22 protein-coding genes and 3 pseudogenes are annotated in these 22,073 nt (G+C 40.3%); 20 read left to right on the top strand and 5 right to left on the bottom strand.

What is annotated here, in order from left to right; all coding sequences use genetic code 11:
- Positions 1 to 33 precede the first annotated feature (33 nt).
- Complete coding sequence (locus tag ABFG93_RS15175; protein ID WP_347548863.1) at positions 34 to 1,476, bottom strand: carbon starvation CstA family protein; 1,443 nt, start codon at positions 1,474 to 1,476, stop codon at positions 34 to 36.
- Positions 1,477 to 1,816: 340 nt separating this feature from the next.
- Between ABFG93_RS15175 and ABFG93_RS15180 the strand changes: the two genes are divergently transcribed.
- Complete coding sequence (locus tag ABFG93_RS15180; protein ID WP_347548864.1) at positions 1,817 to 2,794, top strand: acyltransferase family protein; 978 nt, start codon at positions 1,817 to 1,819, stop codon at positions 2,792 to 2,794.
- Positions 2,795 to 2,861: 67 nt separating this feature from the next.
- Here ABFG93_RS15180 and ABFG93_RS15185 read toward each other — a convergent pair whose 3' ends face one another.
- Positions 2,862 to 3,236: a winged helix-turn-helix transcriptional regulator gene (locus ABFG93_RS15185; protein WP_347548865.1), complete on the bottom strand. Its 375-nt coding sequence runs from the start codon at positions 3,234 to 3,236 to the stop codon at positions 2,862 to 2,864.
- A 928-nt stretch (positions 3,237 to 4,164) separates the two neighbouring features.
- Here ABFG93_RS15185 and ABFG93_RS15190 point away from each other — a divergent pair.
- Positions 4,165 to 4,467, top strand: a pseudogene (locus ABFG93_RS15190) (TSUP family transporter); the annotation flags it as partial.
- Between the two features lie 214 nt (positions 4,468 to 4,681).
- Here the strand turns inward: ABFG93_RS15190 and ABFG93_RS15195 are convergent.
- On the bottom strand, positions 4,682 to 5,971 hold the full coding sequence (locus tag ABFG93_RS15195) for a hemolysin family protein (protein ID WP_347548866.1): 1,290 nt from the start codon (positions 5,969 to 5,971) through the stop codon (positions 4,682 to 4,684).
- A gap of 449 nt (positions 5,972 to 6,420) precedes the next feature.
- Between ABFG93_RS15195 and ABFG93_RS15200 the strand changes: the two genes are divergently transcribed.
- The 4 genes from ABFG93_RS15200 to ABFG93_RS15215 all read left to right on the top strand — a co-directional run bounded on the left by ABFG93_RS15200 (position 6,421) and on the right by ABFG93_RS15215 (position 8,056).
- The gene (locus ABFG93_RS15200; protein WP_347548867.1) at positions 6,421 to 6,678 is read left to right on the top strand and encodes an EthD family reductase; all 258 of its coding nucleotides are present in this window, start codon (positions 6,421 to 6,423) and stop codon (positions 6,676 to 6,678) included.
- 148 nt (positions 6,679 to 6,826) lie between these two features.
- A complete protein-coding gene (locus ABFG93_RS15205; RefSeq protein WP_347548868.1) occupies positions 6,827 to 7,444 on the top strand; it encodes a flavodoxin family protein in 618 nt (205 codons plus the stop codon).
- 306 nt (positions 7,445 to 7,750) lie between these two features.
- Positions 7,751 to 7,930 carry a YjcZ family sporulation protein gene (locus ABFG93_RS15210; RefSeq protein ID WP_347548869.1) on the top strand — a complete coding sequence of 60 codons (180 nt, stop codon included), beginning with the start codon at positions 7,751 to 7,753 and terminating at the stop codon, positions 7,928 to 7,930.
- A gap of 39 nt (positions 7,931 to 7,969) precedes the next feature.
- Positions 7,970 to 8,056 (top strand): YjcZ family sporulation protein, encoded by an 87-nt coding sequence (locus ABFG93_RS15215; RefSeq protein WP_136948892.1) that lies wholly within the window; start codon positions 7,970 to 7,972, stop codon positions 8,054 to 8,056.
- Between the two features lie 46 nt (positions 8,057 to 8,102).
- Here the strand turns inward: ABFG93_RS15215 and purU are convergent, their stop codons facing one another.
- Positions 8,103 to 9,014, bottom strand: a complete 912-nt coding sequence (gene purU / locus ABFG93_RS15220; RefSeq protein ID WP_431522095.1) for a formyltetrahydrofolate deformylase — start codon at positions 9,012 to 9,014, stop codon at positions 8,103 to 8,105.
- A 163-nt stretch (positions 9,015 to 9,177) separates the two neighbouring features.
- Between purU and ABFG93_RS15225 the strand changes: the two genes are divergently transcribed.
- The 14 genes and pseudogenes from ABFG93_RS15225 (at position 9,178) to ABFG93_RS15290 (ending at position 20,286) form a co-directional block, all read left to right on the top strand.
- On the top strand, positions 9,178 to 9,939 hold the full coding sequence (locus ABFG93_RS15225) for a DeoR/GlpR family DNA-binding transcription regulator (protein WP_347548871.1): 762 nt from the start codon (positions 9,178 to 9,180) through the stop codon (positions 9,937 to 9,939).
- Positions 9,940 to 10,132: 193 nt separating this feature from the next.
- Positions 10,133 to 11,134 (top strand): LLM class flavin-dependent oxidoreductase, encoded by a 1,002-nt coding sequence (locus tag ABFG93_RS15230; protein ID WP_347548872.1) that lies wholly within the window; start codon positions 10,133 to 10,135, stop codon positions 11,132 to 11,134.
- An 87-nt stretch (positions 11,135 to 11,221) separates the two neighbouring features.
- A complete protein-coding gene (locus ABFG93_RS15235) occupies positions 11,222 to 11,572 on the top strand; it encodes an IDEAL domain-containing protein (protein WP_347548873.1) in 351 nt (116 codons plus the stop codon).
- 70 nt (positions 11,573 to 11,642) lie between these two features.
- On the top strand, positions 11,643 to 12,059 hold the full coding sequence (locus tag ABFG93_RS15240; RefSeq protein ID WP_347548874.1) for an RrF2 family transcriptional regulator: 417 nt from the start codon (positions 11,643 to 11,645) through the stop codon (positions 12,057 to 12,059).
- 71 nt (positions 12,060 to 12,130) lie between these two features.
- Positions 12,131 to 12,631, top strand: a complete 501-nt coding sequence (locus ABFG93_RS15245; protein ID WP_347548875.1) for a Crp/Fnr family transcriptional regulator — start codon at positions 12,131 to 12,133, stop codon at positions 12,629 to 12,631.
- Between the two features lie 102 nt (positions 12,632 to 12,733).
- A complete protein-coding gene (locus ABFG93_RS15250) occupies positions 12,734 to 13,369 on the top strand; it encodes a nitroreductase family protein (protein ID WP_347548876.1) in 636 nt (211 codons plus the stop codon).
- Positions 13,370 to 13,533: 164 nt separating this feature from the next.
- Positions 13,534 to 15,291: an ABC transporter ATP-binding protein gene (locus ABFG93_RS15255; protein WP_347548877.1), complete on the top strand. Its 1,758-nt coding sequence runs from the start codon at positions 13,534 to 13,536 to the stop codon at positions 15,289 to 15,291.
- Positions 15,292 to 15,475: 184 nt separating this feature from the next.
- Entirely contained in the window at positions 15,476 to 16,849 is a 1,374-nt protein-coding gene (locus tag ABFG93_RS15260) for a hypothetical protein (RefSeq protein WP_347548878.1), read from the top strand.
- A gap of 197 nt (positions 16,850 to 17,046) precedes the next feature.
- Positions 17,047 to 17,700, top strand: a complete 654-nt coding sequence (locus ABFG93_RS15265) for an ABC transporter permease (protein WP_347548879.1) — start codon at positions 17,047 to 17,049, stop codon at positions 17,698 to 17,700.
- 16 nt (positions 17,701 to 17,716) lie between these two features.
- Complete coding sequence (locus ABFG93_RS15270; RefSeq protein ID WP_347548880.1) at positions 17,717 to 18,286, top strand: ATP-binding cassette domain-containing protein; 570 nt, start codon at positions 17,717 to 17,719, stop codon at positions 18,284 to 18,286.
- A 26-nt stretch (positions 18,287 to 18,312) separates the two neighbouring features.
- A complete protein-coding gene (locus ABFG93_RS15275; protein WP_347548881.1) occupies positions 18,313 to 18,699 on the top strand; it encodes a hypothetical protein in 387 nt (128 codons plus the stop codon).
- A 144-nt stretch (positions 18,700 to 18,843) separates the two neighbouring features.
- Positions 18,844 to 19,434 (top strand): annotated as a pseudogene (locus tag ABFG93_RS15280) (ABC transporter permease).
- Positions 19,435 to 19,457: 23 nt separating this feature from the next.
- Complete coding sequence (locus ABFG93_RS15285; protein ID WP_347548882.1) at positions 19,458 to 19,751, top strand: glycine betaine ABC transporter substrate-binding protein; 294 nt, start codon at positions 19,458 to 19,460, stop codon at positions 19,749 to 19,751.
- A gap of 64 nt (positions 19,752 to 19,815) precedes the next feature.
- A pseudogene (locus ABFG93_RS15290) lies at positions 19,816 to 20,286 on the top strand (glycine betaine ABC transporter substrate-binding protein).
- A 167-nt stretch (positions 20,287 to 20,453) separates the two neighbouring features.
- Here the strand turns inward: ABFG93_RS15290 and ABFG93_RS15295 are convergent.
- Positions 20,454 to 21,806: an alanine/glycine:cation symporter family protein gene (locus ABFG93_RS15295; protein ID WP_347548883.1), complete on the bottom strand. Its 1,353-nt coding sequence runs from the start codon at positions 21,804 to 21,806 to the stop codon at positions 20,454 to 20,456.
- Between the last annotated feature and the right edge of the window lie 267 nt (positions 21,807 to 22,073).

Consider the following 22,073-nt stretch of genomic DNA (forward strand, 5'->3'; position numbering starts at 1 on the left):
TCTTGAGGAAGAGGATAGCTGCTTTTAGTTTGATTAAGCGACTTGCTCCAAAGGTAGTGAATTCTTTTTGTGTTCTTTCCATAATTGAAAGCCAAACCAAGCGGCTGTCAGAAGTGTGATTACTCCACCGATGAGCATGGACACATCATAAGGAAGGTGAAAGCCTTCGGGTGCAAGGAAAAGATATGTGGAAACGGTCATTGTCATAAACAGAGCCGGTAAACTGCAAATCCAGTGAAACTTCTGCTTCTTTACAAGATACATAGCGCCAGTCCATAGCATAACCGTTGCAACAAGCTGGTTCGTAAACCCAACGTAGCGCCATAAGAACGTGTAATCAATTTGCGTTAATAAGAAAGTTGGTGTAGCTACCACAGCTGTTAGTAAAAGTGTTTTACTGGTTCCATTTACTTTGCCCTGTTTTTCCTTTTTTGTAAATAAATCAGCAAGCATCATTCTAGAAGACCGAAGTGACGTGTCACCAGTTGTAATTGGAAGAATGATAACCCCAACAATGGCAAGTACGCCCCCAAAGGTACCAAGCAGGGAAGAGCTGATTTCATTAACTACTCCTGATGGGCCGCCTGCTGCTAGAGCCGCCTGAAGACCACCAGTGCTTCCGAAAAAGGTCATTCCTGCTGCTGCCCAAATTAGTGCGATGACGCCTTCAGCGATCATAGCGCCATAGAAAACTTTTTTGCCATCACTCTCTTTTTTCATCGTTCTAGCAATGATTGGGCTCTGTGTGGAATGGAACCCGGAAATTGCGCCACATGACACAGTAATCATTAATAACGGCCAAAGTGGCAAATTATCTGGATGAAGATTGGACAGTGTTAAGTTCGGAATCGGGTTATCTATAAAGAATAAGCCGATCGCAATGGATACAGCCATAACGATGAGGATAATGCCGAATATTGGATAAATTCTGCCGATGATTTTGTTAACTGGAAGAACAGCTGCCAGTACAAAATAAGCGAAAATCAATAGCAAACTCATCGTAAAACTAAGTGGTGTCACCTGGGCCATAAGTTGTGCAGGCCCAGCAGTAAATGCTGCAGCTACAAGAATCATTAATACAATTGAGATCAAGTTGATAGTGCCTTTGGCGCCTCGGCCGAGATACCTGCCAACAAGAGACGGATATTGTTCACCATTGTGCCTAAGGGACATCATTCCAGAGAAATAATCATGTACTGCTCCTGCAAATATAGACCCGATTACGATCCAGATGAAAGCAACAGGTCCGTATAAAGCGCCAAGAACCGCTCCGAAAATAGGCCCCAAACCAGCGATGTTTAAAAGCTGGATCAAGCTACCTTTCCACCAGCTCATTGGCATATAGTCCATACCATCTTCTTTTGTATATGCAGGCGTCTCACGATCATCGTCGATGCCGAAAATTCGTTCAACCACCTTTGAATATACGTAATACCCGAAAATTAATAACGCAATAGCTCCGACAAATGTGATCATGTCTCCCGCCTCCTTTTTCTATGTTTGAAAATATAACATTCATTCTACTGACCTCTTTATAAAAAAACAATAGATTATTCAGAAAAAATATATTTTTCTATTAACTTAAGCGTTTTCTTATAAAAATGGTCAAGATTTACTACATTTGTCTAGTGAATTTGACGTGTTTTAAAACCAGAAATGATAGGAATATTCTCTCTTTTTGTTTAGGTGACAGAATGAAGGGGGCATTATACGAATAACTTACAAAGGAATAGGATGAAATTACAAAATAGCGGGTATATAGATGAAGACGATATTTTGACAATCGTCTCTTATTCCGCTTTAGGAGGTTGTTCAAGTGTCAAACCGGATTGCCTATTTCGATAACAGTAAAGCTATACTAATATTGCTTGTAGTGGGAGGGCATTTGCTTACTCCTTTTATTGAAGAATCACGTTTCCTTTATAGTCTCTATCACGTTATCTTTATTTTCCATATGCCTGCATTTATTTTTCTGGCAGGATACTTCACTAGAAAGGCATCAGGTACAAAATACTTTTGGAAAATTTTCACTACGTTTCTTTTGCCCTATATGATCTTTCAAGTTGTTTATTCAATCTATTACACAAATCTGTATCAAAAGTCATTTGCGATTGAAATCTTTACGCCAAGGTGGGCAATGTGGTTTCTTCTGTGTATTGCAGCCTACAAATTAATTTCACCATTTTTGCTAAAAATGAAGACAAGCCTATTGCTTCCGTTAAGTGTTGGAGCAGGTTTAATGGTTGGTTACTTTGAAGTTGAAAGATTCTTGTCTCTTGATCGTCTATTTGTTTTTCTCCCATTTTTCGTTCTAGGAATGGTGATGGGCCGTAAGAAGCAGCCTATTCGATTTCCATTTATGAAGTGGGTGGCGCCTGTCGTACTCGCTGGTTTTTTCCTGGTATTCTATATGTACAAAATTGAAGGACTTGCAGATATCTTATATGGCACATATGTCTATGAGTCGAGCTCCGATCTGCTAATCAGAGTTGTTTATTATGTAGGAACCGTAGCTGTGATGTTTCTGTTCTTTTCCATGATTCCAGAGGGACCTATTGTATTTACACCGCTTGGATCACGAACATTTGCGATCTATTTGTTCCATGGATTTATTATCAAATGGTTCCTTGAACAGCAATCTTCTGAAGTCATTACTTCGATATGGGGTATCCCATTTATCGTGGTGTTTACATTATTTATTTCAACGCTATTGAGCATGCCATTCTTCTCGAAATTACTTGCTTTCGATCGATGGCTTCCTTCGCCTGATAAATTAACTTCTGCAAGAAGATAGAAAAAGCGGTACGCCTCTGAAATCGGCGTACCGCTTTTTCATCTTCAATTCACTGTATTGTTAGGTGTTACGCTTTTATTGAGTCTTGTTCCCGCTCTTCAGGTTGAAGAAGAACGTCTTCTTTACACGGATACGACTTCTCAATATGCTGCTCGCCCCATGAGCAAAGAGAATCAAGGATTCCTTTCAATGACCAGCCATATTCTGTGAGAGAATATTCAACTTTGGGGGGAATCTGATTATATACTTTACGAAGAATTACACCGTCGTCTTCTAATTCACGTAATTGCTGGGTTAGCATTTTTTGCGTAATACCAGGCATTAATTTCTTTAATCCACCGGTTCGTTTGGTACCATCTATTAAGTGACAGAGTATAACGACTTTCCACTTTCCTCCAATCACTTCGAGGGCCGCTTCAACAGGGATATTGTATTTTTTCATCGCGAATACTCCTTTATAAATGAACTTTTCTACATTTATCCTAACACCACTTAACTATTTTAACCAGAATAATGGTGACACGCCTGGATATTTTGGTTTTAGCCGATCAAAATGATACGTTTTGTTTAATATACGTTGCACTTATCATAGTTAATCAAATCGTAATTCTTTGTTCAGGAAACACTAACCTTTCGTAAGATGAAGATATCTTATAAGAGAAGGAAAAGGGGGAGAAAAGAAAGGCCACGCTCGTCAGTATAGTTGTTGGCGCTTACTGGTGGCTTGTATAGTCGCTTTTCTTCTGGTGTAAACCTTCTTCAAGTTGATTTTAGTTTTGCTGAACTGGCTCCTATTAGAGGTGACTTACGGTAGGCGCAAATGATTATATGACAAAACCGTTTAGCCAAGAGAGTTAGTTTTGAGAGTTCGAATATATTACGTAGAACAAAGCGACAACCTGTATGTGTTTCCATCTCCATCTCCATCAAATTCATAGCCCTAGATGGCTTAAACATTAAAAAGGTGGATACGGTCGCACTTTTCCTTATAAGTGATGAGGGCAGTGGAATTCCATTAGAAGAGCTAGATCGCATCTTTGATCGTTTCTATCGTGTTGGAAAGTCCTGAAACAGTATGTACGGAGGATTGGGGCTCGGCCTCGCTATATCCATGCAACTCATTGAGCTGCATGGCGGTGAAATTGGCGTCAAAAGTGAAGTATGAAAAGGAAGTGAGTTCTGGTTTACGCTTCCACTAAAGAAGGAGGAATAAGTAATGAAAGCATCGAGAGGGATTCTTTTAATCGGAATGACAGTGATCCTGATTTTCGCTGTACCTAAAATATATGATGTCCTCTTTAAGCGCTCCTACGGAAGTGAACCTGCGCAGGCTGTACAAGAAAACGAAGCCGTAGCAACTTTTGCCGGCGGGTGTTTCTGGTGCGTTTCTTCTTGTACCAATCATGCTTGTCGTGTTGAAAATTCCAACGCGTATGACGATTGCATCTTCTCTTGCAATCACGTTCATTTCCTCAATCGGCTCAACAGTCGGTAAAGTAGCGACGGGCTAGGTGCTGTTCATTCCAGCAGCTATTATGATTGTAGCGAGCTTAATTGCATCACCTCTTGGTGCAAATGCTGGTAAGAAAATAAACACAAAAGTACTTCAATGGGTACTTGCAGCCCTTATCCTTGGTACGTCCATTAAAATATGGATTGACCTTCTGTCTTAAACAAAAGGCTATCTTCCTAAAACCGTTATGCGGTTTAGGAAGATAGCCTTTATTTTAACCCAGCCTTAAGGGGCAGTAAAACCCCCACCTCAGGGGATGTAAATCAATCGAGAGGTTTAGGTGGGGGTCAACTGCCCCTAAAGGTCCGATTGGTTCAACTAACCATCAGAGGGGGATGAAGCAAAACCCCTCTGATGGAAGTTTCACTTTATCTTTAGTCAGTCGCTTGTTTAATTTCAAGCTCTTTAATCTGGTGTCCATCAACATCACGTACTGTAAATTCGTATCCATCAACTGAAAATGTTGTTCCCTGCTTGGGCTCGATATCATTCGTTAGGATCCAGCCGCCTATTGTATCAACATCGGTACGGTCAATTGACGTTCCTAGAAGGTCATTGATATCACTGATGAGCGCTTTGCCATCAACAATGGTATTCCCATTGCCGTCCTTACTTATTGGGAGCTTTTCATCGATGTCAAACTCATCCTGTATTTCACCAACAATTTCTTCAAGAATATCCTCAACAGTAACCAATCCTGCCGTACCTCCGTATTCATCAACGACAATTGCGATATGATTATGACTCTTTTGCATTTTTGCGAGCAGTGTTTTAATGGCCTCCGTTTCGATAACATGGTTAATCGGATGGATGTACTCTTTCAGAATGAGCTCTTCACCCCATCTATATTGAGTTAGAATCTCTTTAATGTTAACGACGCCGACGATTTTATCCTTGTCTCCATCAGCAACTGGATAGCGTGTGTATTTCCCAGTTTTCATAATTTCAAGGTTTTCTTCAGTAGTGTTATTCAGAAATAAGCAGGTCATTTCAGTTCTAGGGATCATGATTTCACGGGCCATTCGGTCATCGAATTCAAAAATATTATTAACAAATTCCATTTCGGATTTATTAATTTCTCCACTTTTATAACTTTCGGATAAAATAAGACGAAGTTCTTCCTCTGAGTGAGCCTGTTCATGTTCATTCGCAGATTTAAGACCGAACAGCCTAACAACACCGCGAGCAGAACCATTTAACGCCCATATAAAAGGGTACATTATGCGGTAGAACCAGATCAGAGGTCCTGCTAATAATAAACTGACGCTTTCTGCCTTTTGAATGGCAAACGTTTTGGGCGCGAGCTCACCAAGTACCACATGCAGAAAGGTAATAATCGCAAAAGCTAACGCAATGGTTACAGTCGAGGCGATTGTCTCAGGAAGGTTAATCAGTTCAAACAGTGGATGGAGAAGGTGCTCGACTGTTTCTTCACCGAGCCAACCGAGAGCAAGAGCTGTAATGGTAATTCCCAGCTGACAGGCAGAAAGATACCCATCCAGGTTTCCCAGCACTTTCTGGACGGATTTTGCTTTTTTATTTCCCTCTCGTGCAAGAGCGTCGATCCTTGTTCTTCGAATTTTTACAATAGCAAATTCTGAAGCGACAAAAAACGCAGTTAGTACAATCAACAGAATAACGACGATAATTTTAATAATTTCCAATCAGGCCCTTACAAATTCGTAAGGGTTCACCTCCTCCTAGGTAATAGTAATCATATTGCTATTATACGGATGATTCCCTCAATATGGATACAATCAAACAAAAATGACCAGGAGTTTGGTCAATAAAAGAAGCGGCAGTTCAGTGCGCGATAGATTGAAATACAACTGTTCTCGGGTACTACCATAAAAATAAGTAAGACCTTTATCGGTTCACCATGTAGTTTTTTCAAAAGCGGGGTAATTTATCCCAGCCTTAAGGGGCAGTAAAACCCCCACCTCAGGAATGTAAATCAATCTAGACGATTAGGTGGAGGTCAACTGCCCCTAAAGGTCCGATTGGTTCAACTAACCATCAGAGGGGGATGAAGCAAAACCCCCTCTGATGGAAGTTTCACTTTATGATGAATGTACACAAAAAGTAACTAATGAAATGATGGGAGCGATTGTCTATGGCTAAGATTATGGTTATTTATCAGGATCCAAAAGAAGTGAACGAGTTTAAGAGTTATTATGAGAATAATCACATGGCTCTTGTGAAGGACGTACCAAATGTGAAGCATGCTGAAGTGAATTACGTTGCTGCTGCTATGAATACAGACAAACCTTACTTTCTTACAGCAACAATGAGTTTGAATCAAAAGAACTGCTTGAAGACGCAATGCAGTCACCAGCATGGGCGAAAGTATCTGAAGATGGGCAGAACATGATGAAGTTTCTAAATGATCCGCCTCTACTCCTAATAACAGAATAAAACATAATACATCCGATCTTATATTCGGATGTTTTTTTGTTTTAACTTTTCCTTTAAAAGGTAATAGTACCATAAATAAATTATGGGGAGAGGAGACTTATTTGATGAAAGCATTGTTTCTAAATTGTTCATTGAAGGATAGCAAAAACACTTCTAACACAGAGGCACTATACAAAGAGGTCGAAGCCATCTTTGAAAAAGAAGGAGTAGAATCAGAAAGCGTCAGACTTGCGGATTACAAAATCGCGTTCGGAATATCGGAAGACGAAGGAAGTGGTGATGAGTGGCCGTTGATTTTTGATAAAGTAAAGGCAGCGGACATCATCGTGCTTGGCACACCATTGTGGCTTGGCGAGAAGAGTAGTATCGCAACGCTCGCGGTTGAACGCCTTTATGGAGGTAGTAGCTTAACAAACGAAAAGGGCCAATCACTTTACTACAATAAGGTCGGTGGAGTCGTTATTACAGGTAATGAAGATGGGGCGAAACATGCTGCAGCTTCCGTGCTTTACGGCTTCTCACATATCGGCATAACGGTACCTCCAAATGTTGATACTTACTGGGTTGGTGAAGCGGGACCAGGCTCATCTTATATTGAGGCAGAAGGCTATCAGAATGATTTTACAACAGGACATGCCAAAACTATGGCGTATAATCTCATTCACTTCGCAAGGATATTTGCTAATAACCCTATCCCGGCAAAAGGAAATACAATGGAATAAGATTTTTGATGCCCCCAACATTGTGATGGGGGCTTTTTTTAATACTCTACTCGTCCTATTCACCGTAAAGCCCAGGGTGCATACATTATTACATCACTATTACCCGGAGGGATTTCGATGGATGAGCTAATCCTATTTCTTGTTTTGTTTATTCTTCTCATCATTATTTTACTCGCAGTGGCAGGTATAATTTGATTCCTCAATCATCAATTCGATTATTTCGAGGTGACCACGGACATCCGCCTAACCCTTCTTTTCACTTCCGACATATAGTATTAGTAACCTTCCAGGAAAGGGGGTTTTCTAATGAGTGGAAAAGAACAAGTACGTGGCGGCGGCCACGGTAAAGGCTTTGCGTTAATCGTTGTACTGTTTATCCTTTTGATTATCGTTGGGGCAGCTGCAGTTGGCGGAGCTGGTTACGGCGGCCAGTGCGGTGGTTACGGAAAAGGTGGCTACGGCGGTTACGGCGGTTATGGCTACTAAACCTTTCTTGAATGAAATAGTATGAAGGGAGGGGTTTGCATGAGTTACGGTTATGGTCAGGGCTTTGCGTTAATCGTTGTACTGTTTATTCTTTTGATTATCGTTGGAGCAGTATGGGCTTACTAAAATAAGCAAAGCACCCATCTCGGGTGCTTTTTGGTTTGGTGGGACGTTACTGAAATACAATTGTTTTATTGCCGTGTACGATTACTCGTTTTTCGAGATGCCATTTGACAGCCCGGTAGAGGACGATACGTTCAATATCTTTACCATGTCTCTTTAAATCGGCTACGTTGTACCGATGCGTAATTCGAGTAATATCCTGTTCAATGATTGGGCCTTCATCAAGCTGTTCGTTCACATAATGAGCAGTGGCTCCGATCAACTTTACGCCACGATCGAAGGCCTGCTGATAGGGACTACCTCCAATGAACGCGGGAAGAAAGGAATGATGAATATTAATGACTTCATTCTGAAAAAGGTGGATGATGTCACCTGGAATGATCTGCATATACCGTGCAAGGATAACCGTATCAATGTTCTGTTCTTTCAGTAATTGCAGGTGAGTCTCTGTTGCACTGACTTTCGTTTCTTTCGTTACAGGGACATGATAAAACGGAATGCCAGCATTTTCAGTTAACTCTTTGAAATCAGGATGATTGCTTATCACCATAGCGATTTCCGCATGTAGTTCCCCCAGTTGCCAACGCCAGATTAATTCCTGTAAACAGTGATCTTCTTTTGTAGCAAAAATAGCGAGACGAGCCTTTCTAGATGCAAGGGTGATTGACCAGTCCATTGAAAAAGGGGCAGCGGTTACTGCAAATGCTTCTTCTAACGTCGGAAGCACCTCACTCAAATTCTGGTGGCTGAACTCAATTCTCATGAAAAAATGTCCTTCTACGGGATCGGTAGAATGTTGGTCAGAATGCACGATATTTGCCCCATTTGAGAAAAGGAAATTCGATACAGCTGCTACAATCCCTTCCCTATCTGGGCAGGATACTAATAAAATACCTTTTTCGATGATTTGCTTCATGTTTTGCCTCCAATAGTCTATTAAATGTTTTAAATAATACATTATTTCAGGTTAAAGCGCAAAAGGATAAAAGGATTATAATCACTATAACTAGGACAATAAGACCAAAACTTACAATCACTTATTTAAAACAAACAATACTTATTAACGATTGCATTTATACTTATAAACACTTATAATGTAAACGAATGGAAATGAGGGATGCGTGATGTACCAGGAAGAACGGATGTTATCGATCCTTGATTATCTAAAAGAATACGAACGTATTTCTGTCGATAAAATTTGTGAGCTATTTCTTGTTTCAAGAGATACAGCGAGGCGGGATCTAGTTAAGTTAGAAGAAGAAGGTGCTGTAACAAGAACGAGAGGTGGTGCTGTTCTTCCACAATTACGTCATGAAATTAAAAGTTATCAGGATCGCTTAAATGTTGTCTCAGATGAGAAAAAGAGAATTGGTAAGGCGGCCGCAGACTATGTAGGTACAGGAGATGTAGTGATCCTGGACGCCTCCACAACTGTTCAGGCGTGTGCTGAGTTTCTAATCGAAAAGCATGCTACTGTGATTACTAACTCGATCCACCAGGCGGATATCCTCTCAAGCGGTGCCGGACTCGACATTCTTCTTTTAGGAGGAAAACTCGAAAAAGACCATCGCTTTCTTTATGGATCAGCTGTAGTGGAAAAAGTTTCTGCCTATTATGCAGATATCGCTTTTATTGGCGTCGTTGGTATTTCAGACCAGGGACTAACGATTGCTCATGAAGAAGATGGAATGGTGAAGCGAAAAATGATCGAGCAGTCTAATTATGTGATTGCGCTGGCTGACTCTTCCAAATTTCAAAAGTCCGAGTTTTTTCGATTTGCGAAGCTTGAAGATATTGATCTTATTATTACTGATAAAATCCCTGATTCACTAGTGCAGGAGATGTTAAGAAAACACGAAGTGAAGCTAGTCGTTGCAGAAAGATAATATGAAATGGACCGGCGTAACCAAACGGGCGTGACGGTCCGTTTTTTTATGTTTAAAAAGGGTAACAATGACCAGAAGGCAATAAAGTGGATAGAGCACTACGCTTAAAAAAGCATTTTTGTTGGTATTGATTACAAAAGCTGATATGATTAACTGTAACGATTAATTTTACAATTAGAGGAGCGATTCAGATATGAAATTGAGTGTACTTGACCAATCTCCTGTTTCAAAAGGTAGTACTCCTATAGAAGCGCTTCGCGAGACGACTAGGTTAGCACAGGAAACAGAAAACCTTGGGTTTCATCGGTTCTGGGTATCCGAACATCATAGTACGAAAAGTCTTGCAGGCTCTAGCCCTGAAGTGTTGGTTTCGCATCTCGCAGCGAACACATCGCATATGCGAATCGGATCCGGTGGAGTTTTATTACCGCATTATAGCCCTTATAAGGTGGCTGAAAATTTCCGAATGCTTGAAACGCTTAACCCCAATCGAATCGATCTTGGATTAGGACGGGCCCCCGGTGGAATGCCTAATGTTACAAGAGCTCTTGCTGGTGGTAATAGTATGGGTATCGACAATTATTCAGAGCAGGTAAATGAATTAGCATCTTATCTTCAAGGAGAGGACCCGGAGAGAATGGATGTCCGAGCAACCCCGCTTGGCAGCACGATCCCTGAGATGTGGATTCTCGGTTCAAGTGGTGCAAGTGCGATGATTGCAGCTCAGCGTGGACTCGCCTTTTCATTTGCTCACTTTATAAATGGTTATGGTGGAACAAATGTAGTTGATAGATACCGCAATCGTTTTGTACCATCTGAATTTAACGAGACGCCCAAAACAAATGTTGCGATTTTTGTTGTGTGTGGTGAAACGGAAGAGGAAGCGGAATACCTGGCATCTAGTCTCGATCTTTCCATTCTTTTGATTGAACAGGGGAAATCGGGAGAAGGCTTTCCATCACCAAATGAAGCACATCACTTCCCTTATACGGTGTTTGATAAAGAACGGATTCGGGAAAACAGAAAGAGGATGATCGTAGGTACTCCTGAACAAGTTAAAGAACAAATTGAAGAACTTGGTCATATTTATCAGAGTGATGAAGTGATTGTTAATACGATTACGCACGATTTTCAATCGCGACTGAAGTCATACAAGCTTATTGCAGAGGCGTTCGATTTAAATGGCAAACGCTAAACTTGACAAAACCAACTGTAATATTTAAAATTACACTATACCTCAGTTGGAACACGAAAATAGTCTTCCAAATAAGGAGGGAGAATAATGATGAATCAACTACATCAACAATCTCTATACCAAAAAAGTGATTGGGTAAAAGGAAAATCTGTCCATGATGAATTGATCCATGGGTATGTTGAATCAGTAAATAACTATCTTGGAACAATAAAGATTTTCGTTCTTGAATGTGATAACCCAGAAACAGTAGGAAAAGTAATTGAAACTTTCCAGAATCGTATTTCACAGCTTGAAGAACAGGATTTTGAACAAGATGAATCATACCTGCTAAACTTAATTGAAGTAGCATTAATAACAAAAGATAAAGAATGGTTTATGGAACTTTCAGCTCAGCTTAAAGAGCTTCGACATGAGTCGAAGGAAGTAGTTCCCTGTTAAAATTTTCTTGCAAGCTATAATTGAAATAAGATAGGATGGAAAGTGAAGAAAGTGTTGGGAGGCGCTGCAATTGAATAGTGATTTTACTCTCGCCGTACACAGTCTGGCACTCCTTGCGATCAAGCCCGGCAAGATGGCCACAAGCGACTATCTTGCCGGAAGTGCTTCAGTCCATCCCGTTCGTATGAGGAAAATTCTAAGTTTACTCAAGAAAAACGGTTATATTACTTCAAAAGAAGGCGCTGGTGGTGGTTTTACCCTTTCCTGTCGAGTTGAAGATGTTACGCTTGATAAGATTTATAACCTGACGTCAGTTGGAGCACTTCAACCGAGGTGTCCGGATGCAAACCAGTACTGCCTTGTTGGAGCAAATCTATCAAATGTGCTAGGCGACATATTTACGGATGCTGAGAACCACTTAACAGCATTCTTGAAACAATACACAATCCGTGATATTATTCAAAGCCTGAAGCAAAAACAATTATAATTGATTGTTTTTGTTTTATAGTCAAACTGTAACAAAAATAATTTCAATAATACTTCTGGGGGTGAGCAGACATGGGTACAGGTCTGGTTGAAAGAAATTATGAAAGTAAGCTTAATGGGAAAGACTGGAACAGGTTGGAACGTTCGGGTCAATTAATCAAGCGAAACAATGGAAAATTCTTGATAAAGCCGGAGCATACAAATCGGAATGTTTATATTATCAAAAAAGGTAGCGTTGCGATTTATCATGCCGAAAACATGGAAAAGCCGCTTGCTGTTCTGGGAACGAATGATGTACTCGGAAATCGCTCCATTTTTGTACATGAAAATTTGTATGCAAAAACAGTTGCTGATGTTGAGCTCATTCAAATTGATCAAATTTCTTTTCGTGCCTTGTATCTCGCCTATCCCGAACTTGCGATAAAACTGACTACTGAATTATCCAGATTGAAATTAATTATCGATTTCCCTGAACGAGCTTCGAGTTCATTTTTTCAACAAATGAAAAACGGTGTTCAAAACTGGGTTAATAAAAACACGACTAAAAAGGGAAGATATTGTCACGATTGCTAATTGTTTTCAGTTTTTAACTGTAACTAAATATGTTACATTAAGTTATATAGATATGCTAATGATAAAGAAAACATATTTTTGGGTAGAAAGAGGAGAGAAACAATGTCTGTAGATATGCAAACAAAACAAGATGTATTGGAAGTTATGAAAGACCGACATTCTGTAAGGAAATTCGAAAAAGGTGTTACAATTCCAGAAGAAACAATGGAAGAAATTCTGAAGGCTACGATCGAAGCACCCTCTTCATGGAATTTGCAACACTGGAAATTCCTTGTCGTAGAAAGTGAAGCACAGAAAGAAAAGCTTCTTCCGATTGGTTTTAACCAGCAGCAAATCGTAGATAGCTCAGCTACGATTGTAATTCTAGGCGATCTTGAGGCAAATCTTCATGCAGAAGAAATTTACGGTCAGGCTGTTGAGCTAGGTTTTATGGAGAATGCGGTGAAAGAAACGCTAGTAAGCCAGATCAACGGTGCTTATGAGCGAGATGGTTTCGCTATGAGTGAAGCACTAAAGAATAGCTCCCTTGCAGCGATGCAGCTTATGCTCGCAGCGAAAGCAAAAGGATACGATACAGTAGCGATGGGTGGCTTTAATCCTGCAGCACTGATTGAAGAGTTCAATATTCCTGCTCGTTATGTGCCCACCATGCTGATCTCTGTCGGTAAAGCAGCAGTTGAAGCATACGGAACTGCTCGCTTCCCATTAGAACGAGTCGTTGTTAAAGATAGTTTCTAAAATAGGTATAGTTAAATGGAGGGGAGGATTCCCCCTCCGTTTTTTTGCGTCTTATGAATAATTTTCCCAAATTAAAGGTTTTTTACCATTTTGTAGAGCAATACCTGATTCATTCACTGCGATTTCACGCTATACTAGAAGGGGTTACAAAAGGGGTTGAAAATATGGATGAGAAAACAAACGTCCAGGACAAGAAAATGAACTGGCGTGATCTTGCCAGTTTAATTCGGGACACAAAACCATCAAAGCTTCTTGTGTTTATTGCTATTTTTATGAGTGTGGTTGGTACAGTAGCTGGGCTGATTGTTCCCTTCTTTACAAAGAATTTAGTGGATCAACTCTCGACTAGTACCCTTTCATCAGGAGTAATCGCCTTATTAATTACGGCATTTATCGTTCAGGCGATCTTTTCTGGTCTCTCGATGTATCTCCTTCTCTATATTGGAGAAACAGTGGTAGCGCGTCTCCGTGAACGATTGATGAGTAAGGTATTATCCCTTCAGGTAGCGTACTTTGATAGCAATCGTGTTGGCGATACGACGAGTCGAATTGTGAATGATACGGGAGTGATTAAGGATCTCGTCTCTAACCATTTAATTAATTTGCTTACTAGTACACTTTCAATAGTTGGTTCAATCGGTATTCTTCTTTATTTAGACTGGAAACTAACCGCCATTCTTCTTGCGGTCGTTCCGGTTATGATGATTGGGATTCGTTTCATTGGGAAACGCATGTATAAAGTGTCGAAAGGACTTCAGGAAGAAACGGCTAAATTCACAGCAACGATCACTCAAGTGCTCTCTGAAGTTCGTCTCGTTAAATTTTCAATGGCAGAGAATGTGGAAGAGGAAAAGGGGAGGCATGGCATAAAAAACGTTTTTTCATACAGCATGAAGGAAGCCAAAATCTATGCCCTCTTGATGCCGCTCATGACGTTACTGTTAATGGGAGTTCTAGTCATTATTGTAGGTTATGGAGGTGTCCGCGTTTCAACTGGAGAACTATCGGCAGGCGAGCTTGTCGCCTTCCTTCTCTATCTTTTCCAGATTATCATTCCCTTTAGCTCAATGGCTCGCTTTTTAACCGCGATCCAGAAAGCGATGGGTGCTACCGAACGCCTTCAATTTCTTCTTCACCATGAGAGTGAAGAACGATCAATCGGCGAGGACGTTTTAAATCCAGCTCACCCATTAGTATTTAAAGAAGTTGATTTTTCTTATGGGAAAGAGCCTGTTCTTAAAGGGGCCTCATTTGATATACCTCCTGGTAAGGTCACGGCGATTGTCGGACCAAGCGGAAGTGGGAAAACAACAACTTTTTCATTAATTGAGCGCTTCTATAAGCCGCAAAAAGGAATGATTATGCTTGGTGGAAAGGATGTTTATGATTTCTCACTCACGTCATGGCGGAAACAAATTGGTTATGTGTCACAGGAGAGTCCGCTAATTGGAGGGACAATTAAAGAGAATATCCTTTACGGCTTAGAAGAAAATGTTTCAGATGAAGAATTACACGCTGCTGCTCGGCAGGCATACGCGCTTCCATTTATTCTTGATCTTCCTGCTGGTTTTGAAACAGAAATCGGTGAAAGAGGAATCAAGCTATCAGGAGGCCAGAGACAGCGGATTGCGATTGCAAGAGCGATTGTGAGGAACCCGTATATTTTATTATTAGATGAAGCGACGTCCAGTCTTGATAGCACGTCAGAGGTTCAGGTTCAACGAGCATTGAATAATCTGATGAAGGACAGAACAACAATCGTTATCGCCCATCGACTCTCAACAGTCGTTCATGCCGATCAAATTCTTGTTATGGAAAATGGCGCTGTGTCAGGTAAGGGATCACATGAAGAACTTATGCAAGAAAGTCGACTCTATAAAGAGCTTGCACACCAGCAGTTTCAATTAGAAGAGAGCTCTTAATGAGATACGCAAACAGTCCAATTTTGAACTGTTTGTTTTATCATGTATGATTGGATAGATATGTTAATATAAGGACATATTATTTGTTTTAGAAACAACAAAAGAAGTAGATGAACGTCATTAAACTTAAATTTAAGGTGACAAGAATTGGATTGTACGTTTGCCTATGGATTGGAGTCTGATTTTGCGTAATTCATTCGTTTCGAATCACTTATATATTTTTTATTCGTTCGTTTTTTTATTAAATGTGATTCATGTATTTTGGGCTAATCCTGTTCTTTATTCAGTGATTGGCGCGCTAGGAATCATCATGGTCGTGATTAACTTTCCTGGAGCGGATCGCGTTTTTAAAATACTTGGAATCATCCTTTTAGCGGCAGGGGTTTTCTTCTTTATTTCGAGTGATGTATCTGTCAATGTCATACCTTCTTTCTTCGCTGGAAATATAGGTTTACTTCTGCTTTTGTCGATGCTTCCATGGATGAATACTGTCGTGAAGGCAGGAAGGTACAATAAATTGCTTCAATCGTTGCTTGGTGGGAATGTTAAAGGGATGGGTTCTCTTTACGTAAGAAGTGAAGTGACAATGGTTTCTCTGGCCGCTTTTTTGAATTTATCTTCGGCCACCATTTCTCAAGACCTGTTAAAAAGTCAATTGAAGAAAGTGAAAACAAAAGTGAGAAATAGCTTTATTTCAAGATCTACTCTTAGAGGATATTCCCTTGCATTGCTCTGGAGTCCCTTGGAGATTTTATTAGCAACGTCTATCTTTATTACGGATGCGAATTATTTAGAAGTTTTACCATGGATGCTGCTTGTTGCTCTACTCGGCTTCATCTTGGATGCGAGTATCGGCAAAGTGATTTTTCGAAACCACGACGTCGAAGAGCATAAGACAACAACGAAGCGTGCAGGGGAAAACAAAAAGAAATTAGTAGAATTTATCATCGCACTTGTCCTATTTTTAATGGTTGTGGTTTTCCTTGCTAATGTGATCCAGTTCAATTTTTTATTTGCGGTAACGGTTGCGATTTTCCCTTTTGCGTTTACATGGGCGATTCTAATGAATCGGAAGAGAAGCTTTTTGCGAATTGGATGGCCAACCTGGAAGAGACAAACGAACCATTTAAATAATTTCATCGTTCTATTGTTATCTCTATCATTTCTTACTCAAACTTTGAATGCTTCGCCGTACTTGCAATATTTGCAGGATCCAATCGTTGCGTTAGAAGGTCATCCCGTTTATATCATGCTCTTTATTCAAGCAGCATTTCTGATTATGACTTTATTAGGCGTTCATCCACTTGCGACAATGGGAATCTTTGGAGGTATTAGCGAACTTCTCATGGGAGTCCTGCCTTCTGTGACATTAACTGTACTCCTGGCGAGTTGCGCTATAGCCACTGTTCCGTCTGCACCTTATGGACTCATTGTAACCATTACGTCTGTAGGTTTAAAAATGAATCCTTATAAAATTGTGCTGAAAAACCTCCCATATAGCTTATTTTGTGGTTTCATTGGAGTGTCAGTCGCATTGCTCACACTATACATATACTAAATGGTGTTTTATGAAAATGTAATCACTCACCAAAAGAATCCGGAACCTCCGGGTTCTTTTTTTTATTATTATGGATTTACTGTGATTTGTATTATTTCTTTAGCACAGAGGTATCCTTTTCGTTAGAATGCTGGCAGATCATCACATGGTTATACTAAACCGAATGATTGTGAGGATTACGTTTAGAGGAGGATTTCATGGAAAACTGGATTAAGTTTCTCGAGGTAAATGCCTCGCGAATTGTAGATCTCACTGTTGAGCACGCAGTTTTAGTCGGATTAGCGATTATAGTTGCACTGTTAATTGGGGTTCCCCTTGGAATTTACTTAACGACAAATGATTATCTAGCTGAAACGGTATTACAAATCGCCTCTGTTATGTTAACAATCCCGAGTATTGCTTTATTCGGGGTGATGATTCCAGTCTTTTCAATTATCAATCAGGGGATTGGATTTGTCCCAGCATTTGTAGCGTTAGTTCTTTATTCACAGCTCCCTATTATACGAAATACATATACAGCTATTAGAAATGTTAGTCCAGAGATGAGAGATGCAGCAAAGGGAGTCGGGATGAAAACTCATCAGCGTCTGTTGCGTGTAGAGATTCCAAATTCATTCCCGATTATTATGGCTGGAATTCGGACTGCTGTGGTGTTGAATATTGGAATAGGAGTTATCGCAGCTTATATCGGGGCGGGGGGTCTTGGTGTATTAATTACTCAAGGCATCTCGCGAGGAGATAATTATTTAATCATTAGCGGATCGGTGGCTGTCGCCAATCTTGCTATGATCGCAGATGGAATTCTATTATGGATTCAAAAACGTTATACACCAAAGAGTATTGCGAATTAAGTAAAGAGGTGAAAAGATGATTACATTTGATCAAACAACCAAAACATATGAAGGCGATGTAACAGCCGTTAAAGGAGTTGATTTCACCGTTGAAGAAGGTCAAATTGTTGTGCTGCTGGGACCTTCTGGCTGCGGGAAAACAACTCTACTTAGAATGGTTAACCGACTCGAGACTATTTCTAAAGGAAAAATCATGATTGATGGCCAGGATTCGATGGCATTAGATCAAATTGAATTAAGAAGACAAATAGGATATGTCATCCAAAGCAATGGATTATTCCCGAATATGACTATTGAAGAAAATGTCATGATTGTTCCTGACCTATTAGGATGGAATAAAAAAGAAAAAAAGACACGTTTTAATAAGCTAATGGAAATGATTGGTTTATCTGGTGAGGAATTTGGTAAACGGTACCCTCATGAATTATCAGGAGGACAGCAACAGAGAATTGGAGTTATTCGAGCATTGGCAGCAGATCCACCTGTTATGAACCTTTTGGAGCACTCGACCCAATTATCCGTGAAAAGATCCAAGATGAATTTCTCCAAATTCAAAAAGAAGTTAAGAAAACGATCCTCTTTGTGAGTCATGACATTGATGAAGCTATCAAAATGGCAGATAAAATAGTGCTTTTACGTGATGGAGAAGTGATGCAATATGATACTCCTTCAGAAATGCTCGTCCGTCCTAAGAATGATTTCGTTAGGGAGTTTTTTGGAAAGGACCGTGCCATTAAAAGCTTAAGCTTACATACCATTAAAGATCTTCAGGAGATTATTGGTCTTGTAGAGTTTGATGAAACGATCACAGACACAAAGACCATTAATGTTCATCATGATTTGCGAAATACCTTATCTATGCTTCTAAATCAAGAAGCAGAACAAGTCATTGAAAGCGATCATGATGGAAATAAGCTTGGTGCGATCACAATTGATCTTGTTCAAAAGTACCTCCATTTTGAAATTAAAGCGAAGCCTACTCTGGTTCAGAAAGGATGATTTCATGAATACAAAAAAGATGATTAGTCGTATTGTTCGCTATTTCGTCTAGTCATTTTATTCTTCTTTTGGGCCATTCGAAACGACTACTTTAACTACATTTTCAGTCAATCTAATACGTTTCTTCATTTATTAAAGCAGCATATGCAACTCGTGCTTGTTTCCTCGTTGTTAGCAGTGATCATTGCGGTGCCAGTTGGGATACTGGTTACACGAAGAAGCTTTCGGAGAGCAGAGTGGATTGTTTCAAATACAGTGAACTTCGTGCAAACAATTCCGAGTCTAGCCGTTCTTGCACTGATGATCAGCATATTGGGGATTGGATTTAAAACAGCAATATTCGCCTTGTTTATTTATTCGCTCTTGCAAATGTATCGCAACACAGTGGCAGGGATTGATTCCATTGATGAGAACCTGATTGATGCTGCTAAAGGAATGGGAATGAAGCCGATCTAAATTCTCTTCCGAATTGAATTACCTAATGCCGCTTACTCCATTCTGGCTGGGATTCGCACAGCAGTCGTATTAAATATTGGAACAACTGCTCTAGCTTATGTAGTAGGCGGAGGTGGACTCGGGGTCTGGATTTTCACGGGTATCCAATTGTTTGATAATGGCTATTTAATTTCAGGTGCCATTCCCGTCACGTTACTAGCTGTTTTTGTTGATTATTTACTTCGATTACTAGAGCGTCTTATCGTGCCAAAAGGTTCAAGGCCCTCACAAGAAACGTAATCGATCGCCAGGAGGTGTTTTTTATGAGAAAAAGATTGCTCACTTGGATAAGTATTATAGCTATACTCTCTGTGCTGACCTCTTGCTCGTATGGAGGGAAGCAGATCTCTGTTGGAGGTAAGAACTTTACAGAACAATACTTACTTTCTGAAATGACCGCATTTCTTTTAAAAGAAGAAGGTTTTAAAGTAAAGCAAATGAATAATCATGGAAGTACGGTTGTTCGTAAAGCGTTGGAAAATAACCAGGTCGATATGATGTGGGAATATACGGGTACTGCCCTCATTACTTATATGGGTGGAAGAACCCATTTCTGATCCTGAAAAAGCCTTTCAGAAGGTGAAAGAAATAGATGCGAAACAAGGCATCCACTGGATGAATATGTCGAATGTCAATAACACATACGCACTCGCGATGAACAAAGATCAGGCAAAAGAATTAGGCATTCAATCAATCAGTGATTTAGCTGCATATGTTAATGACAACCCTGGTTCTCTCATGATGGCCTCTGACGCCGAATTTGCCAACCGACCCGATGGGTTGCCTGGCGTTGAGAATATGTATGGTTTTGAATTTGATTCTAGTCAAATAAAACAAATGGACCTTGGCTAAACGCAAAGGGCACTACATAATAGACAGGTAGACGTATCTGTTGCCTTTGAAACCGATGCGACGATCGTAGACTATAACCTTGTAACGCTTAAAGATGACGAAAATTTCTTTCCACCCTATCGTGCAGCGGTCAGTATTAATAAAAAGGTTTGCGAGAAATATCCCGAAATAAAAGGTATCACTGCAGAATTAGCTGAAAAATTAAACAGTGACATTATGCGTGAATTAAGTGGATATTGAAGGAAATAGTGTCTCTGGTGTGGCTCATGATTGGTTGGTCGAGAATGGATTATTGAAGGAATGATTTCAAAAAGGACTGTCTAATACAAATATAAATATAAAAAGATACGCAGGTAGTTAAAACCCTGCGTATCTTTGTGTGTGCCTTTCTATAAACAGCAGTAATGTTAATTTGAAACTCCCCTCGAATGGGCTTCGCGTTTTTCTTCCTTCACTTTCACCATAAATCGTTTCGTCTCAGCGACTACGACACCTGAAAGACCAAGAAGACCGATTAAGTTTGGCAGCGCCATAAGACCATTGAAGATATCGGCTAATAGCCAAACAACGTTCAACTTCAATGTCGTTCCTACAAAAACAGCAAGCACAAATACAAAGCGATAGTACTTAATAGAGGCGTCTCCGAAGAGATACGAGAAGCATTTTTCACCATAGTAGGACCAGCCGAGTACCGTTGAATAAGCGAATAAGATTAAGCCAATCGTTACGATAAGTGCACCAGGAACACCAAGGAACTTTTCGAACGTTGCTGTTGTCAGTGCCGCACCATTTAAGTCACCCATGTAGAGGTCACCCATAACAAGCGCGATACCAGTAATCGAACAAACGACAATCGTATCAATAAATACCTGAGTCATTGAAACGAGTGCCTGACGACCTGGATAATCTGTTCTTGCTGCAGCGGCTGCAATCGGTGCAGATCCGAGACCCGCTTCATTTGAGAACACACCACGCGCAACACCGTAACGGATAACGGCACCAATCGCACCACCAGCAACCGCTTCACCTGTGAAGGCATCAGAGAAAATAAGTGATACTGCGGCGGGAACTAAATTAAGATTCATGAAAATAACAATTAAGCCGCCAATCACATAAAAGAGTGCCATGATCGGAACGAAATACGCTGTAACACGTCCGATGCTTTTAATACCTCCAAGAATAACAAGTCCAGTAAAGAACATAAGCACTAGACCCGTAATCCACGGTGCGATTCCAAATGTAGCGACAGCATCAGCAACAGAGTTTGATTGCACCATGTTTCCTATACCGAACGCTGCAAATGCACCAAAGAAAGCAAAAATCATCCCTAGCCATTTCATGTTAAGACCCTTATCAAGATAGTACATAGGTCCCCCGGACATTTCGCCCTTTGAGTTAACTGAGCGATACTTTACAGCAAGGATCGCTTCTGCATATTTTGTAGCCATTCCAAACAGGGCACTAATCCACATCCATAGAACTGCTCCAGGGCCACCAACAAAAACAGCTGTAGCAACACCGGCGATATTACCGGTACCGATTGTAGCAGCAAGGGCAGTCATTAGAGCCTGGAAGTGAGAAATATCCCCTTCAGACGTTTTGTCCTGGTTCTTCGTGAAAGCTTGCTTCAATGCATATGGAAGCATGGTGAATTGAAGAAATCCAAGGCGCACGGTAAGGTAGATACCCGTCCCAACGAGTAGAATGAGCAGTGGCCACCCCCACACTAATCCACTAATAGTACTTAATGCTGCTTCCAATACAAACTCCTCCTTTATGTAAGTTAATACTAAATATTCTAACAAATTATCACAAAAACCTTTATAATACAAAATAAACTTTTGAAAATACTGTCGAGATGTATGAAAATTAGTGGAAAGATGGATGGAAAAACTGGTGAGACTTAGTCCAAGTAAGAAAGAGTTGATCAACTCACGAAATAACTGGCTCAGGAGCTCTCACTGCTTGGCATAACAGATTTGTTCCCGTTTTTCGGATTTTAGTGATTGCACTTGATGTGATAGAGA

Origin of the sequence: Pseudalkalibacillus hwajinpoensis (genome assembly GCF_039851965.1) — a bacterium.
Lineage (GTDB): Bacteria > Bacillota > Bacilli > Bacillales > Guptibacillaceae > Guptibacillus > Guptibacillus hwajinpoensis_E.